Origin of the sequence: Hydrocarboniclastica marina (genome assembly GCF_004851605.1) — a bacterium.
Taxonomy (GTDB): Bacteria; Pseudomonadota; Gammaproteobacteria; order Pseudomonadales; family Oleiphilaceae; genus Hydrocarboniclastica; species Hydrocarboniclastica marina.
This window is the reverse complement of sequence record NZ_CP031093.1, coordinates 3643162-3658076: the sequence shown is the minus strand read 5'-3', so window position 1 is coordinate 3658076 and position 14915 is coordinate 3643162. Positions and strand designations below refer to the sequence as shown.

Sequence of the window (14915 nt, the reverse complement as noted above, 5' to 3'; positions counted from 1 at the left end):
AATTGAGGGCTTCGCCAACGCCGGCTTCGCTCAGCTGGTAAACCGCGGTGCCGCCGTCAGCATCAGTTGACGACGTCCTGCCAGGGCGGTGGTGCCAGCTCATCCAGCGGGCGGGGTGACGCCAGGCGGTAGCCCTGGCCGAAGTGGATCCCAAGCGCACGCGCCTGTTTGAGCATTTCATCATCCTCGATGTACTGGGCGATGGTGATTTTCCCCGACACTTCCGCCACCCGGTGGAGCGACTCCACCATGACCTGCTGCACAGGCTCATCCATCATCGACTTCATCAGTTTGCCGTCAAGTTTGATCACGTCGATCGGCAGGCGGGAGATCAGGTTATAGCTCTGGCCGGTCCCGCTGACGCCCTCCAGCGCCACCCTGCAGCCCAGTTCGTGGAGGGCATGGCAGAGCTCCTCGACGGCTGACGGGTCGCGCACTGCGTCGCTTTCCTGGACTTCGAAGCAGAATACGGAGGGCGCGTAGTTGCTCTCCGCCAGCAGCGGGCCGATTTCGCTGGCGAAGGCGGAGTCCATCAGGCTTCCCTGGGACACATTGAAACAGCACATCTTCAAGCGCGGCTCCATAAGCGGATTACGCGCAAGCCAGGCCAGCGTCTCGGCAACCACCAGGCGGTCAAATTGTGAGGCAAGGTCGAAGCGTTCAGCGAGGGGCAGGAATTCTCCAGGCCCCCACGAGGTGGCTTCACTGCTGACCTTGAGCCGTGACAGAATCTCGATGTTGTCACCCCAGGTCACACTCGCGATGGGGCGGATCGACTGGAACCGAAGCTCAACGGCTCTGTTGGTCATGGCAGTTTGCAACTGCTGGAGCCTGACGCTGGTCTGTTCTTCCGCCGCCAGATTGCCGGGGTCCCGATGCACATGCAGGCGGTTACGGCCCGCTGTCTTGGCGGTCTGGCAGAGGTCTGCGGCCAACGCCAGAAGGTCCTCCGGGCGCTCGTCGATCTGGCTAGGTAAAGGCACCAGACCGGCGCTGGCGGTGCAGGACAGGCTCTGGTTACGCCATTCCAGGGTAAGCTCACCCAACGCAAGGCGCAGATTCTCGGCGACTTTGCGTGCTTCGTTCTCGTCACAGTTGTCCAGCAGCACAGCAAGTTTGTCGCCGCCGACCCGCGCCAGCGCGTCCCGTTGGCGTATACGCGAGCTCAGGCGCATGGCCAGCGCGCGGAGGTAGCGGTCACACGCACCGGTACCGTGGGTATCGTTCAGCTTCTCGAAATGGTCCAGGTCGAGATAGAGGAGCGCGTGCGCATTGCCTTTTTCGGCCTTGTTCAGCAGCGCCCGTTTCAACCTGTGCAGGAATTCCCTGCGGTTCAGCAGTCCTGTCACCGGGTCGTGGCTGGTGACGTAGCTCAGTGTTCCCTGGCCCACCTTCTCGCTCATATCCTGCGCCCGGAAGACCGCGCCAATGACAGTGCCCGCGCCATCTGTGAGCCGGTGGAAATGCACTTCGAACACCGCGAGGTCCGGGTCCTGCTGGGAGAGGGGCATTTCAACACAGAAAAAGTCGCGCTCCATTGCCCGCTGCCAAAGGCGCCGGTAGAGCCGGTTTTCGTTGGGGTACTGCTGCAGCAGTTCGGGCAGCGAGTCGCCCGCCGCGGGGCGGAGGTTAAATGTTGTTTCAAACTGTGAGGCCGCAGCTTCATTGATCAGTATGACTTTGAACTCGGGGTCGACAGCCATGATCAACTCGTCGGTCGACGCGAGCATCCCGTCCAGCAGATGCCGCCACCGCTGCGCTTTGAGCGTTTGATCATGCTCGGGGGTGATGTCTACCAACACGCCGCTTACTTTGTCGACGAGCTCACCCTGATACTCAGCATTACCTGTCAGGCGGACCCAGCGGGGGCGCTGCTGCGCAGTTAGAATGGGCAGGTCGAACGCAAATGCTTTGCCGGTACGCAGGCAGCGGCGCAGTGCCGCGCGGATTCGGGTCTGTCCTGCCTGGAAATAGAACAGAGCGTGCTCCGGGCTGACCTCCGCGCCGGGGCGTAATTCCAGGATGTTATAGACCCCTTCTGACCAATGGATATTGTTGTTCTGGACACCAAGGTCCCAGGTGCCGAGCTTTGCGCCAATCTCGATCTGTCGTAACCGGCTTCTTTCGAGAGAAGCTTCTGGCAACAAGGTGATCATGGCGCTCGCGGCGTTATCCTCGTCCAGGTGGCTGGCGCCCAGCTGCAGATGACCTGTAAAGAAAAAGCCGTTGGCATGGCGAAACGTCAGGGTCAGTTTCTGGCCATGGTTGAGCGTTTCTTCGTGAGCCGGTGAGAAGGGGTCGTCTTCGCTGCCGGCGACCAGGTGTCGCACCGTCATGCCTGGGAATCGGCCGCTACTGTAACCGAACAGACTTTCGGCGCCGTTGTCAGCCCATGTGAGGACGCCGCGGTCATCGGCCCGGAAATGCGCACTGCGAGGGCTGGAGTCATCGGTGGACCCGGATGCGTGGCGACTGACAACAAATTCTTTCAAGCGGTGGTCCTGTTCTGGAGTTGGGCGGCGAATTGATGCTCCCGCCAGTTAATTCTGCCTCGGTCTGTCGGTTCTCACTATAGCCAGAAAGGGCGGGGGAGTTAAGGCCGGGCCCGCGGGCGGGGCAACCGCCCTGCTTCTGAAAAGATGAGAAAACAGGGCGTAAACCGTATACTTGTCCGCTCAAATCTTCAGCGGGTTCGCATCTGCCTCCCGACGCCGGGCTGCATGTCGCGCCCAAAGTAGGGTTATTACGAGAGGCGATTATTTCAAAAGGTAATAGTATGCCAAAGCTAATTGTGTTGATACCGTTGCTCGCGGCGCCGTTGCTGATAGCCTGTGGACAGAAAGGGCCGCTCTATATCCCGCCCCAGCAGCAGACCGCGGCGTCGGCGCCGCCCGCTGCGGCCGAGGAGATTGATGCCAGGCTGGATGAGGAACAAAAGCCGCCCGCCGCATCTCAGGATCAGGCGTTTCCGGACCAGGCGCCAGCTGAAGGCACGGCACCGGAAGCACGTTCCGAGAAGGTTGAGGCCGATAGCGATGGCAACGATCGCCGCGAAGCAGCGGAGTTCGGACAGTAAGGAAGCCTCTGATTAACGCCTGACCCAGGAGTTAATCAGAGGCTCCTAAGCTCCCACACTAAATATCAGGGCACAGGCTCCAGTAATACTCAGACAGGATTCTCCATGGACCACTTTCAGTACCGCGATAACCAGCTCTACGCGGAAGATGTACCGGTCGAGCAGATCGCACGCCAGCACGGCACCCCGGCGTATATTTATTCCCGGGCTGCGTTCGAAGCCCAGTTCCGGGCCTACGATGAAGCACTGGCAAACCGACCCCACCTGGTGTGTTACGCGGTCAAAGCCAACAGCAATCTGGCGGTGCTGGATTTGCTGGCGCGTTTGGGTGCGGGCTTCGACATCGTTTCCGGTGGCGAGCTGGAACGGGTGCTGCGAGCGGGTGGTGATCCGGCCAAAGTTGTCTTTTCAGGCGTCGGCAAGCAGCCTGATGAAATGCGTCGGGCGCTCGCCGTGGGCGTGCGTTGTTTTAATGTGGAGTCCGAGGCCGAGCTGTTCCAGCTCAATGCAGTTGCAGCAGAGGAGGGTGCGGTCGCCACCGTATCGCTGCGGGTCAATCCCGACGTGGATGCCCGTACCCATCCTTATATATCGACCGGCCTCAAGGACAACAAGTTCGGTATCGATATAAACAGCGCCGAGCGGCTTTATCGCCAGGCGGCAGAGCTCGAACATCTTGATGTCGCCGGCGTGGACTGCCATATCGGCTCCCAGCTGACGGAAGTCGCGCCCTTTCTCGACGCCCTCGACCGGGTGTTGGCGCTGGTAGACCGCCTGCAGGCTGAAGGAATTGCAATCCGGCACCTGGACCTGGGTGGCGGGCTCGGGGTGCGCTATCAGGACGAAACGCCGCCCGAGCCGGCGACTTACATCGGTGCAATTCTTGAGCGTCTGGGCCAGCGCCCGCTGGAACTGATCCTTGAACCCGGTCGGTCAATAGCGGCCAACTCCGGCATTCTGGTGACGCGCGTCTTGTCCCTGAAGTGCAGCGAGCACCGTAATTTCGCGATCATAGATGGCGCCATGAACGACCTCATCCGGCCTGCGCTCTACAGCGCATGGCAGGACATTGTCCCGGTGGTACCGCGCGAGGATGGCAACCGCCGTTGTTATGATCTGGTTGGGCCAATATGTGAAACCGGTGATTTTCTCGGCAAAGACCGCGAGCTTGACCTGGCTGCCGGCGATTTGCTCGCCGTGCGCTCGGCGGGCGCGTATGGTTTCGTCATGAGCTCCAATTACAACAGCCGAAACCGGCCGCCGGAACTGCTGGTCGATGGCTCCCAGGTGCACGTCGTCCGTCGCCGGGAATCGTTTGAGGATCAGGTCGCGCTGGAGACCTGTCTTCCCGGGGAGGCCTGATGGCCGCTTCGCGCCAGAGCCGCCAGTTGCGGTTCACGAAAATGCACGGGTTGGGCAATGACTTCATGGTGATCGACGGCGTCACCCAGGAGGTCCAGCTTGACCAGGCCCAGATTCGGCGTCTGGCTGACCGACACTTCGGGGTGGGATTCGACCAGCTTCTGTTGGTCGAGCCGCCGGGTCGGCCTGACGTTGATTTCCGCTACCGGATTTTCAATGCTGACGGCGGCGAGGTCGAACAGTGCGGCAACGGCGCCCGCTGTTTTGCCCGCTTCGTGCGGGAACAGGGCCTGACCCGGAAGGACATTATCGACGTCGAGACCAATACCGGGCTGATCCAGCTGAGCATCAAGCCGGACGGCGCCGTGCGGGTGGATATGGGCCTGCCTGAGCTGGATCCTGCCGCTATTCCGTTCAAAGCCGAAAGCCGCGAACTGAGCTATGCTGTTGAGACACAGGGCCAGACCTGGACGTTAAGTGCGGTCTCCATGGGTAATCCGCATGCTGTGCTGGTCGTGGACTCGGTCGAGCGGGCGCCTGTCGAGACCCTTGGACCTGAGCTTGAGTCGCATCCGCGCTTTCCGGCCCGCGTTAATGTCGGGTTCATGCAGGTGGAATCACCCGACCGCGTGCGTCTGCGGGTTTTCGAGCGCGGCGTTGGCGAAACCCGCGCATGTGGCACTGGCGCCTGTGCGGCGGTGGTGGCGGGACGCTTGCGCGGCCTGTTGGATGAGAGGGTGGAAGTGCTCCTGGCAGGCGGCAGCCTCATTATTGAATGGCCCGGTGAGGGTCACCCGGTGATGATGGAAGGGCCTGCGACAACCGTTTTTGAAGGTCAGCTCTGGCTAGCTGGCTCAAACAGCAGGCGCCGGCCTCGCAGAAGTGGCGGCGCCAGAAAAAAATAAACACCGACAGATCCACTCTGGTCGAAAAAAATCATTTCAGGCTAGCGCCTGCTCGATTCGAGGGTTACCCCATGACGTCGCACGATGCGTCGGAGCTCACTGCTGATGCCGTGGCTGATTATTTGCGCCAGCATCCAGAGTTCTTTCTTTCCCATACGGATGTATTGGCTGACTTGAGCCTGCCCCACGACAGTGGCCGGGCGATTTCCCTGGTTGAACGCCAGGTCCACCTGTTCCGGGAGCAGCGCGACACCTTGCGCCGGGAATTGGGCGAACTGGTTTCCATTGCCCGTCAGAATGACCGCCTGTTCGAATTGAGCAAGCGGCTATTGGTCAAGCTGCTCGAAGCTGATTCTCTGGCTGATATTGCTGCGGCGCTGGACGAATGCATGCGCCACGATTTCGGCCTAGACGCTACGGGGCTGGTGCTTTTCTCCAGCCGTGCGGCGCTCCCGCAGCAGGGCAGCCTCCACTTCGTAACCCGACAGGAAGCGGATGAGGTTCTGGGCTCTTTACTCGTTGGCGACAAGGCTCTCTGCGGGCGTTTCCGTGAACCTCAGCTGAAACTGCTGTTTCCCACGTCCGAACAGATCGGGTCAGCGGCTATCATCCCGCTGCGTTACAATGATCTGCTCGGTGCGCTCGCAGTGGGCAGCAAGAAAAACGACTACTTCGAAAGTGGCATGGGCTCGCTTTTCCTGTCGTACATCAGTGATACCCTCAGCCGTATGTTACCGCCCCTGCTTCAAGTGGATGCCGCCGAGACTTTGGCAGCCGCTGCCGGAGAGGCCAGGTAGCTCCAGCCAGGTAGCCCCAGCCAGGTAACGACAGCCAGGTAACGACAGCCAGGGAATGAACGGATGAGCGACGGTCCGCAGATGACAGCCGAAAGTGCCGCCAACTTTGCGGCGCTCGTGGTGGCGATCGAGGACTTTTTGCTGTACCTGCAGCGCGAAAAGCGCAGCTCGCCGCACACCTGCTCAAACTACCAGCGTGACTTGCGGCGGTTGGCCAACTATCTCGCCGATCACGGCGTCAGCGACTGGAATGAGCTTGATCTCCACTGCCTGCGTCGCTTTACCGCTTCTCTGGCGCGACAGCACCTTTCTGGCAGGAGCATTGCCCGCCAGCTGTCGGCTACCCGGCGGCTCTTTGTGTTTCTGATTCGCGAAGGTCGGGCCCGGGACAATCCGGCCCTGGATTTGCGCGCGCCCAAACACCCACGCCGTCTGCCTGCGGTAATAGACGTCGACAGCCTGAGCCATATGCTCGATGCCCCGCGTGCCGCTGAAGGCCCACACGAGGTACGTGATCGCGCTATTGTAGAGTTGTTCTATTCGTCGGGCCTGCGCCTGGCAGAGCTGGTTGGTCTCGATCTGCCCCAGCTGGATCTGGATGCCGGAGAAGTGATGGTCACCGGCAAGGGCAACAAGCGGCGTTTGCTGCCGGTTGGTCGGGCGGCCCGTGCGGCGCTGGCGGAATGGCTCGCACTGCGGCCCCAGTGGGCTGGTAATGCTGACTGTCAGGCTGTCTTTCTGAGCCAGCGTGGCGGGCGTCTGCAGGCGCGCTCGGTGCAGCAGCGGCTTGCCCTATGGGGGACGACCGTTGGGGCCGACCGGCGGCTGCATCCCCACTTGTTCAGGCACTCGTTCGCCAGCCACTTGCTCGAGTCGAGCAGCGATCTGAGAGCCGTACAGGAGTTGCTCGGACACTCCGATATCTCCACCACCCAGATCTACACGCACCTCGACTTCCAGCATCTGGCCCAGGTCTATGACCGCGCCCATCCCCGTGCCCGGCGACAATCCGGTTCAGACCAGAAGCCGCAGGCGCGCGATGAGTGAGGTTGCGCCTGCCGCTAAACGCCCGCCGAGCCTTTTGCTGCGGCTTTTCATTATATTCTTTCTGAGCTTCGTCTTCGGTGCCGGGTCGACCCCTGCAGACCCCTATGTCAGCGTTCACATGCCCATGCTCAGTGGCGATGAAGTTGACTGGCTGATTGCCAAGGACAAACTCGTCATTGGCCTGCCCGTGAACCAGTACCCTCTCGCGGGCGTTGACCGTCAGGGCCAGCCGGAAGGGCTGATGGCGGATTACCTGCGGTTACTGTCGCGCAAGCTGTCCACCCCGATAGAGATTGTCCCGGGTTCACCGGTAGCGCTTGAGCAGAGCCTGCGAGACGGGACAATTGACGCGCTCGCCATGGCAAGTCCGGGCACTTGGGCTGAGCGTGAATTCCAGTTGACGCACGCGCTTTTTCGCGTGCCCTATGCCGCCTTTGTACGCCAGGGCGATGCCAGCATAAGTCGCCTGCGCGGCCTGGAACATAAACGCATCGCCCTGAGCGAAGACGACGACTTTCCCTTCACCCTCATTGAGCCCCTGCAGCAGTACACACCCAGCCCCGTGCGTTCTGTTGAGGAAGGCATGACTCAGGTCAACGCGGGTCGGGCCGATACTTTTCTGGTGCCTGTGCCGGTAGGGCAGGCGTTTATGGAAAATTTCGGGGCGCAGTTGCAGATCGGCATGGTGCTGGCGGACGAGCCCCGTCGTTACGCTATGGCGGTATTGCCGGACAACGAGCCCCTGTTGCGCATACTCAATGCCGCAGTGGACTCGATAAGCGGTGCACAGCATCAACTGTTGCGCAGTATCTGGCTGGAAGATTTGGGCCCGGGCGGCAAAGTCAGCAACGAGCTCACCCAGGATGAGCGGCGCTGGCTACGCGAACACCCCAATCTCCGCATTGCCTTTCGCGGCGACTGGCCGCCCTTGGAGTTCAGTGAGGATGGCCAGGCCCGGGGATTTGTTCCCGACCTTGTCAGCGCGCTGGAAGATCAGCTCGGTTACCGGTTCAAACGCCAGGAACTCGGCCAGATCGCCGGAGCTGAGCGGCGTCTCGAGGTGGGTAATCTCGACATCGTCGCGGCTTTGCCACCGACCCCCCGACGCCAGGGCCGTTTTCTGTTTACCCGGGCCTACCGGGAACTGCCGATCGCCATGGTGACGCGGGATGACTCGCGATTTATTGGCGACCTGCGGGAACTCGGCAGCGAACGGATCGGCGCGGTCCAGGGTGAAGCAAGCCATGAGTTCCTGCTGATCAACCATCCCGACCTGAACATTGTCCCCGTGCAGTCAATGCAGGACGGGCTGATCAAGCTGTCAAACGGCGAGCTGGATGTGATGATCACCCACATTCCGGGTGTGACCTATTCTGTGGCGCGCCTGGGTCTCAGCAATCTGCGTATCACCAGCGTCACGCCTTACCAGTACGAACTGCGGATGGGTGTGCGTCCGGATATGCCAGAGCTGGTGGGTATTCTCAATAAGACTTTGTCCCAGCTCGACCAGCCGGGCTACGAACAGATCTACAACCGCTGGATCCACCTGGACATGGACCGCGAAACTGATTACACCGTCCTGCGCAGGGTCGTGGTGATCGCGTTGGTCATACTGGCTGTGTTCCTCTACTGGAATCGCAAACTGTCCCGGGAAGTCGAGGTGCGGGTGCGCAGCGAGCGCGCGCTACGTAGCAGTGAAGAGGCGCTGCGGGAAGAGAAATCGCGCGCCGAGGCGCTGGCTCGACAGGCTGAGGCTGCCAGCCGTGCAAAGAGCGAGTTTCTAGCCAATATGTCTCATGAAATCCGGACACCCATGAACGCGGTGATGGGATACACCGAGCTACTGGAACGCGATCTCAGAGACCCGCGACAGCGCGGTTACCTGGACTCCATCAAGTCCGGTAGTCGCAGCCTGTTGACGCTGATCAACGACATCCTCGATCTGTCCAGGGTCGAGGCCGGCAAGATGCGACTGGAGTACCAGCCCACGGACCTGACTCGAGTGCTTGAGGATGTGCGTCGCATCTTCCAGGCACGCGCGATGGAGCAGGGACTGGTGCTTGAGACGCGACTTGCAGGTGAGCTGCCGCCGACTCTGGTTCTGGACGATACGCGGCTGCGGCAGGTGTTGTTCAACCTGGTAGGCAACGCCATCAAGTTCACCCAGACGGGCAAGGTCGAACTGATTGCTCAAGCAGTCGAAGTTGTCGACCCCGATGGCCAGAGTCGTTTCACGCTGAGATTCGACGTACGGGACAGCGGCATCGGTATTCCTCTTGAGCAGCAGGCCCGAATCTTTGATGCGTTTGAGCAGCAGGAAGGACAAAGCAACCGTCAGTTCGGTGGCACCGGCTTGGGTCTGGCTATCAGTCGCAAACTGGTTGAAATGATGGGCGGTACGTTAACGCTCCAGAGCGAAGTGGGTCAGGGCTCCTGCTTTACTGTGCATATACCGCTGGTGGAGGTGGCGAGCACCGAGGGTGATGCACTCGAAAGTGCGGCCCTGGTCGATGACTTCTGGTTTGAGCCGGCGCTGGTGCTGGTCGTGGACGACAACGGCACAAACAGGGCATTGGTGCGGGACATGCTGGAGCCGGCGGGTTTGCGGATAAGCGAAGCCAGCACGGGCCGGGAAGCGCTTGAAATGGCTGCGGCAGAGAAACCGGACCTGATCCTCATGGATATCCGGATGCCGGACATGGATGGCTTTGAGACGCGCGCTGCGCTTAACCGCGACGCCGAGCTGGCGTCGGTGCCCGTGGTCGCCCTGACGGCTTCTGTGATGCCTAGCGAGGCGTCCCGAATCCGGGGCGCGCGCTTCCACGGTTACCTGCGCAAGCCCGTCAGCCGTTTTACCCTACTGGCAGAGCTTGCACGTTTTCTGCGTCACGAGCGACGCGAACAGGTTGCCCACGAAAGCATATCAGCCGTGCCGTTCGCAGACCTGCCGGCGCGGCGGCAGCGGCGTCTGCAGGCCAGGCTTTACCGGGAGTTCAGCGACTGGCGCGAACGCCTGATCGACAGCGGCGATCCGGCGGCGCTTCGAGCCTTTGCTGAAACGCTGCTTGCATGCGGTCGTGAAGAGCAGGTACTCGAAATCGTCGCTTATTGTGAAGGTTTGCTGGACGCTATAGATGGCTTTGATCTGGACCGTGTCGCTGAGCTGCTGGCCCAGTTCCCGCCCGTGGGGGTTCCGGTCGAGTCCCCTGATCAGTTGCCTTGAAGGCCGTCCGGGTTCGGGCCGAATCAACTCAAGGTTCATTCAGGTATTCAACAGGGACGGCTGGTCATTCTCCGGCCTTTCTGCGAATCAGCGTTATCATCGGTGCGGCTGGGCGCGTATCAGAAGCAGTCGTATTGTGACTCGCGGTCGAACGCAACGGCGAGCCGGTTGAATCCGTCGTCGCTCAGCGTTTTAACAAGTTGCTGGTTAAGCAGGACAGTCTGGCAGATCCGGTGGATGCTGGCCTGGAGCTGTTCTTCCGGCTGTGGCTCGGCGAAGCGGAAATCAAGCACCAGATACTTGTCGGCGCCGGGCGCATCCGGCAGTGCCTCAGCTGCAGTCTCAAAGCCGGTGAATGGCGCGGGCTGGGCCGCAAGCGCTGTCTCAAGCTGAACCTTTAGCGTTTGAGCTACTGCCGGAACCGCAAGCAATCCGCAAAACAATACAGTCAGCGTCCTTTGTGCTGTCTTTCGGGCTGCGAATTTCATGGTTTGGTTCCGGCGGTAGAATGTAACGGTACGTAAGCGACTATTATCGTCGTGCATCACCAGGTTGCCAACGACCGCCTCAATATTTGTCAGTTGTTGACATTTGGTGGGCTTCCCAGGAGGCCCGCCCGTCCCGGGAAAACGCTGCTATGCTTAGGCAGGTGAACAGTCCAGAAGATCAACCCGCGCTCGTGCAGGTCTGAAGAGCGTACGGCAGAAAGCGTGCCGGATAGCAGAAGGTTACGTCAATGTTCCAGCTCGTGTTCAAGGGCCAGTGCCAGCCGGGGGTTGCCCCGGAAACGGCCCGGGCCAACGTTGCGCAGGTATTCAAGGCGAGTCAGGCTCAGATTGAGCGCATGTTCAGCGGCGAGCGGGTCGTGATCCGCAACAAGCTTGAAAGCGACGCCGCTGAGAAGTTCAAGGCGGCACTGGCTAAACAGGGCATCGTGGTCCACATCGAGCCGATGCCGGGCGCCAGCTCCACGGCCACGCAAGCCGGGGCAGAGGCCGTCCAGCGACCCGCTCCGGGGCGGCCAGTCGCCCCGACTCAAGAGTACGGACAGGCCAAGCCGCAAGCCGCTGGCCCAGCGACGGCAGGGGTTGTGGTCGAGCCGGGTGAGCGTTTGTCCGTGGCGGGCGAGCGGGTTGATGAGGTTCTTGCCGGCTCCCGTTTGACATTGGGTCGCCCGGGGGAAACGTTGGGCCAGCCAAAGGAGCAAGAAGCGCCGGTGTTCCACGAGCTCGAAAGCTGGTCACTGGCGCAACCGGGGGCACGGCTGGTCGAGCCTGAGGAAGCGCCACCCGTCGCTGTTCCCGATACCTCGCATCTCAAGGTCCTGCCGCCGGGAGAGACCGGCTGACGCTCAGGGTACAGAGTCGACTACTTTCAGTTTGGGCGCGCAGCCGTCGGCCTGAAGCAGAACAGCTTTGAATTCTGTACCGCTCTCCAAGCGTTGGCTTTCCGCGACAGGGACCGGGATGTTACCCGGGTAGAAACGAAACTCTGCTTCATCGTCGTCAAGAGCGACTACCTCTGCAACGCCCTTGGTATGGGTCCACTCACAAGCGGGAGAGGGCGGCTTGACCACAGTCTTGGGCGGTTCCGGTGTCGGGCGCTGCGCGGGGGGATCGAGTTCAACTTCCACGGGGACCGGACGCTCGGGCTCAGACTGGGGTGGCGCGAGGGTACAGCCGGACAGCAGCACAAGAACCAGCACTGCCAGACTATGACTGCGTGTTTTTCTCGGGCGGGAGACAGGCAAGGACCTGCTCGCATTGTTGCTCTGCATAGTCGCTCAGAATTTTTTGCAGACGTGCTTCGTCACGGTCCCGGATTGCATCCAGGGAGTCGCGCATGTGGTGGAGGTTATCCTCCAGTACCCGATTGCCCTGGGCGAGCGCTACAAACGCGCAGCGCTTGGCCGACGGCCAGAGGTCACGTATGGCGCTACTGACGAAATAGTTGTCCGCATAGGCCAGGGATGCCTGGGTATATTGAATCCCTGCGTCGAGAAAGGCCAGAAGTTCGCCTTTCTGGTAGTGCCCCTGCATGCGCTCATACAACTCCTCCAGTCGCTCCATGTCTTCCGGCTTCCAGCCTCGCAGTAGCCTCATGCCTGAATAGCTCAGGTAGAGATGCATTATTTCATAGAGGCTGCGGACAAAATGGGCGTCAAGTTCGGTTACGAACGCGCCCCGACGGGGAACTGTCCTGATCAGGTGGCGTCGTTCCAATTGGAGCAACGCTTCTCTAACGGAACCATGGCTGACGCCAAGCTCTTTGGCCATGCTGGCTTCGTAGATACGTTCGCCGGATTTGAGTCGGCCGGAAGCGATCAGGTCTTCCAGGTGCGTGGCGACCTGTTCTGTCAGCGTGGTATGTGGCTTGAAAGTCGAAGTCATCCCGCCTGGGTTCCTGTCGCGTCTGTTTCGGGGCATCAGTCTTTGGGCAGATAGTATAGTAAAGATCAGTTGTTACGGCATTTCGGCCGTGCCCGGCGACCGTCCCCAGGGCTAGCCAAGTCCGATCATCATTGCCGGCGCGTCAACGCGGCTTCACCAGTTGTTTCTGACGGTAATGGGCCGGGGATTCGCCCGTCCAGCGTTTGAACGCCCGGCTGAACGCACTGAGTTCCGAGAAGCCCAGCAAGAAAGCAATTTCGCTGAGGGCGTAGCGGTCTTCGGAGACATAGCGGAGGGCACGCTCACGCCGTACTTCCTCCACCAGCGCCTGGAAGCTATAGCCTTCGTGCCGGAGCTTCCTGAAAAGCGTGCGCCGGCTCATGTGCATCTGTTCGGCAATGGTCTCGGCTTCCACTGAGCCGTTGGCAAGCTGACGGGCAATGCGGCGGTGCACTTCCCGGCTCACCAGACGCCTGGGCCGTATCGGCGCAAGAATGCGATTGACATGGCCGAGCAGGGCGCCGTAGAGGTATGGGTTGCGGCGCGGCATGCGCCAGTCGAGGTAACGGCGGGCAAACCTGACGCTGGCATGCTCGGCTTCAAAAGCCAGCGGGCACTGGAATATTCGCTGGTACTCGGCAACCCACGGAGGCCGTTTGTGCGGCAAGGTTAGCTGGTCTATTTCCAGCTTGGGATGAATATAATGCCGTGCCCGGACCACGGCGGCGGCGAGTGTGCGCTCCATATCAGCCTGGCAATAGTCGTCCTCTGACTCGACCCGCCAAAGCAGGCGCACCCACTCCCCCTCGTCGACCCTTTCGATAATCACCGACTCATTGACCAGGCGATGGAGCTTCAGGTACTGGTCAATCGCGTGGCCCAGCGTATCGCTGTTGAAGAAAATGTGGCCCATCAGGCCCATGTGGTCGGGGTCGACAATTTCGCCGAACTTCAACGCCACCGCAGGATCACCACTTTGCGTTGCGGCGAATGGCCACAGCCGGTAATGGTCCTGAACGGGTAGCCGGTAGTCGGGGTTTTCCAGCTCTGTCAGATGATGGCCCAGAATTTCTTCGATGCGGGCGGATGACGCGCCGTGCTTCTCTATCAGGTAGTGGGCGAGCGCCAGGGTACCGGATGCGCTAACAGTCGGGGCGGTGCCGTGAGTTTGGCCAGCGCTGTCGTCTGGGTTGAGTGTTTCAGTCGAAATAGCGCTGAACTCAGTATCTTCGGCCACGACGGTTCCTGTCTGGTAGCTGCTGTCAACATGTTGGCACAGGCGGTCAAGCGAGTATGGGCGGACGGCTGTAGTCTGTTGGTTAAGCAAAGGCCGCACTCTTGCCGCCTGATTCAACCTGATAGCGTGGAGAGAAGCCAATGGAAACGCAAATTTTCGTACCGCACGACCAAACTGAAGCACAGAACGTTGATGCCCTTGCCGTTTACCTTGAAAGCATTTACTACGGGAATTGATCAGTCCCGTGGACTGACTGACATCGTTTGCAGGTCGACCAGCACTTGCAGGCCGGACAAAAAAGGACCAGCAGTGTGGTCCTTTTTTTACGTGGGTTGCGGCTTCAGCCGGGTTAGAGCCGAAGCACACCGGGACTGTTGATCAGCTTTCGAGGCTCTTCAGCAACTCCTGCTGAGACATCAAACGATTACGCAATTTCTCACTGCGGTCCAGTATCCCTTCGATTCGTCCCAGACATGCGCTTGTAGCCATTCTCTTCATGTGTCGGCTGGCCCCGAAATCGAATTCGACACCGTACCTGAACGTATGGTCTGGCTGTGGTTGGACGTTGCGGACAACTGCGACCAGGCGTTCAGCCGTAAGGTCGCCCGTCGCCAAAGGCAGGCGTAACCTGAGCATAACAACGTCATCCGGCGCCAGGGTCTGTGGGGTAGCTATGGACAGTCCTGTGCGGGTGAAATCAAATGCTTCTATGTCAGTCCAAGGCCCCAGCACACGTTTTTGCGGCTTCATCTGTGCTTCCAGTTCCAGCGCGGGAAAGCGCTGCAGGTGACGCCGTTCGGTATTGCCCTCTGATTGTCCCATAATGCTCTCGTTTTGTTTGGTCCCGGTTCAGTATAGGAAACCATCCCGGTTACTGC

Annotated in this window: 13 protein-coding genes; 7 read left to right on the top strand and 6 right to left on the bottom strand. The window is 60.4% G+C overall.

From position 1 onward, the window contains the following. Positions 1-62: 62 nt before the first annotated feature. Positions 63-2492, bottom strand: a complete 2430-nt coding sequence (locus soil367_RS16180) for an EAL domain-containing protein (protein WP_136550074.1) — start codon at positions 2490-2492, stop codon at positions 63-65. 284 nt (positions 2493-2776) lie between these two features. On the opposite strand from soil367_RS16180, the gene lptM reads away from it, so the two are divergent. The 6 genes from lptM to soil367_RS16150 all read left to right on the top strand — a co-directional run bounded on the left by lptM (position 2777) and on the right by soil367_RS16150 (position 10410). Further along, the gene (gene lptM / locus soil367_RS16175; RefSeq protein WP_136550073.1) at positions 2777-3076 is read left to right on the top strand and encodes an LPS translocon maturation chaperone LptM; all 300 of its coding nucleotides are present in this window, start codon (positions 2777-2779) and stop codon (positions 3074-3076) included. A gap of 105 nt (positions 3077-3181) precedes the next feature. After that, positions 3182-4438, top strand: a complete 1257-nt coding sequence (gene lysA / locus soil367_RS16170; RefSeq protein WP_136550072.1) for a diaminopimelate decarboxylase — start codon at positions 3182-3184, stop codon at positions 4436-4438. Next, positions 4438-5343 (top strand): diaminopimelate epimerase, encoded by a 906-nt coding sequence (dapF, locus tag soil367_RS16165; protein ID WP_136550071.1) that lies wholly within the window; start codon positions 4438-4440, stop codon positions 5341-5343. Before lysA ends, dapF begins: the two co-directional genes overlap by 1 nt. A gap of 71 nt (positions 5344-5414) precedes the next feature. Next, complete coding sequence (locus soil367_RS16160; protein WP_136550070.1) at positions 5415-6140, top strand: DUF484 family protein; 726 nt, start codon at positions 5415-5417, stop codon at positions 6138-6140. Positions 6141-6203: 63 nt separating this feature from the next. Then, positions 6204-7187, top strand: a complete 984-nt coding sequence (gene xerC, locus soil367_RS16155) for a tyrosine recombinase XerC (protein WP_172962372.1) — start codon at positions 6204-6206, stop codon at positions 7185-7187. Beyond that, positions 7117-10410, top strand: coding sequence for a transporter substrate-binding domain-containing protein (locus soil367_RS16150; RefSeq protein WP_136550069.1), 3294 nt, complete (start codon positions 7117-7119; stop codon positions 10408-10410). Before xerC ends, soil367_RS16150 begins: the two co-directional genes overlap by 71 nt. 119 nt (positions 10411-10529) lie before the next feature. On the opposite strand, the gene soil367_RS16145 is transcribed toward soil367_RS16150, so the two are convergent. Beyond that, positions 10530-10898: a hypothetical protein gene (locus soil367_RS16145; RefSeq protein ID WP_136550068.1), complete on the bottom strand. Its 369-nt coding sequence runs from the start codon at positions 10896-10898 to the stop codon at positions 10530-10532. Positions 10899-11146: 248 nt separating this feature from the next. Here soil367_RS16145 and soil367_RS16140 point away from each other — a divergent pair, with 248 nt between their 5' ends. Next, positions 11147-11758, top strand: coding sequence for a hypothetical protein (locus soil367_RS16140; protein WP_136550067.1), 612 nt, complete (start codon positions 11147-11149; stop codon positions 11756-11758). 3 nt (positions 11759-11761) lie between these two features. Here soil367_RS16140 and soil367_RS16135 read toward each other — a convergent pair whose 3' ends face one another. The 4 genes from soil367_RS16135 to soil367_RS16120 all read right to left on the bottom strand — a co-directional run bounded on the left by soil367_RS16135 (position 11762) and on the right by soil367_RS16120 (position 14859). Then, on the bottom strand, positions 11762-12115 hold the full coding sequence (locus soil367_RS16135; RefSeq protein ID WP_136550066.1) for a hypothetical protein: 354 nt from the start codon (positions 12113-12115) through the stop codon (positions 11762-11764). A 7-nt stretch (positions 12116-12122) separates the two neighbouring features. Beyond that, positions 12123-12800, bottom strand: coding sequence for a GntR family transcriptional regulator (locus soil367_RS16130; protein WP_136550065.1), 678 nt, complete (start codon positions 12798-12800; stop codon positions 12123-12125). Positions 12801-12942: 142 nt separating this feature from the next. Next, entirely contained in the window at positions 12943-14037 is a 1095-nt protein-coding gene (locus tag soil367_RS16125; RefSeq protein ID WP_246065377.1) for an AraC family transcriptional regulator, read from the bottom strand. Between the two features lie 378 nt (positions 14038-14415). Next, positions 14416-14859, bottom strand: coding sequence for a hypothetical protein (locus soil367_RS16120; RefSeq protein WP_136550064.1), 444 nt, complete (start codon positions 14857-14859; stop codon positions 14416-14418). Positions 14860-14915: the final 56 nt, after the last annotated feature.

Excerpts from the sequence above, each read along its gene's own strand:
- soil367_RS16120 (WP_136550064.1), bottom strand. The coding sequence starts at position 14,859 with ATGGGACAATCAGAGGGCAATACCGAACGGCGTCACCTGCAGCGCTTT.
- dapF (WP_136550071.1), top strand. The coding sequence starts at position 4,438 with ATGGCCGCTTCGCGCCAGAGCCGCCAGTTGCGGTTCACGAAAATGCAC.
- soil367_RS16145 (WP_136550068.1), bottom strand. The coding sequence starts at position 10,898 with ATGAAATTCGCAGCCCGAAAGACAGCACAAAGGACGCTGACTGTATTG.
- lptM (WP_136550073.1), top strand. The coding sequence starts at position 2,777 with ATGCCAAAGCTAATTGTGTTGATACCGTTGCTCGCGGCGCCGTTGCTG.
- soil367_RS16140 (WP_136550067.1), top strand. The coding sequence starts at position 11,147 with ATGTTCCAGCTCGTGTTCAAGGGCCAGTGCCAGCCGGGGGTTGCCCCG.
- xerC (WP_172962372.1), top strand. The coding sequence starts at position 6,204 with ATGAGCGACGGTCCGCAGATGACAGCCGAAAGTGCCGCCAACTTTGCG.
- soil367_RS16130 (WP_136550065.1), bottom strand. The coding sequence starts at position 12,800 with ATGACTTCGACTTTCAAGCCACATACCACGCTGACAGAACAGGTCGCC.
- lysA (WP_136550072.1), top strand. The coding sequence starts at position 3,182 with ATGGACCACTTTCAGTACCGCGATAACCAGCTCTACGCGGAAGATGTA.
- soil367_RS16160 (WP_136550070.1), top strand. The coding sequence starts at position 5,415 with ATGACGTCGCACGATGCGTCGGAGCTCACTGCTGATGCCGTGGCTGAT.
- soil367_RS16150 (WP_136550069.1), top strand. The coding sequence starts at position 7,117 with ATGACCGCGCCCATCCCCGTGCCCGGCGACAATCCGGTTCAGACCAGA.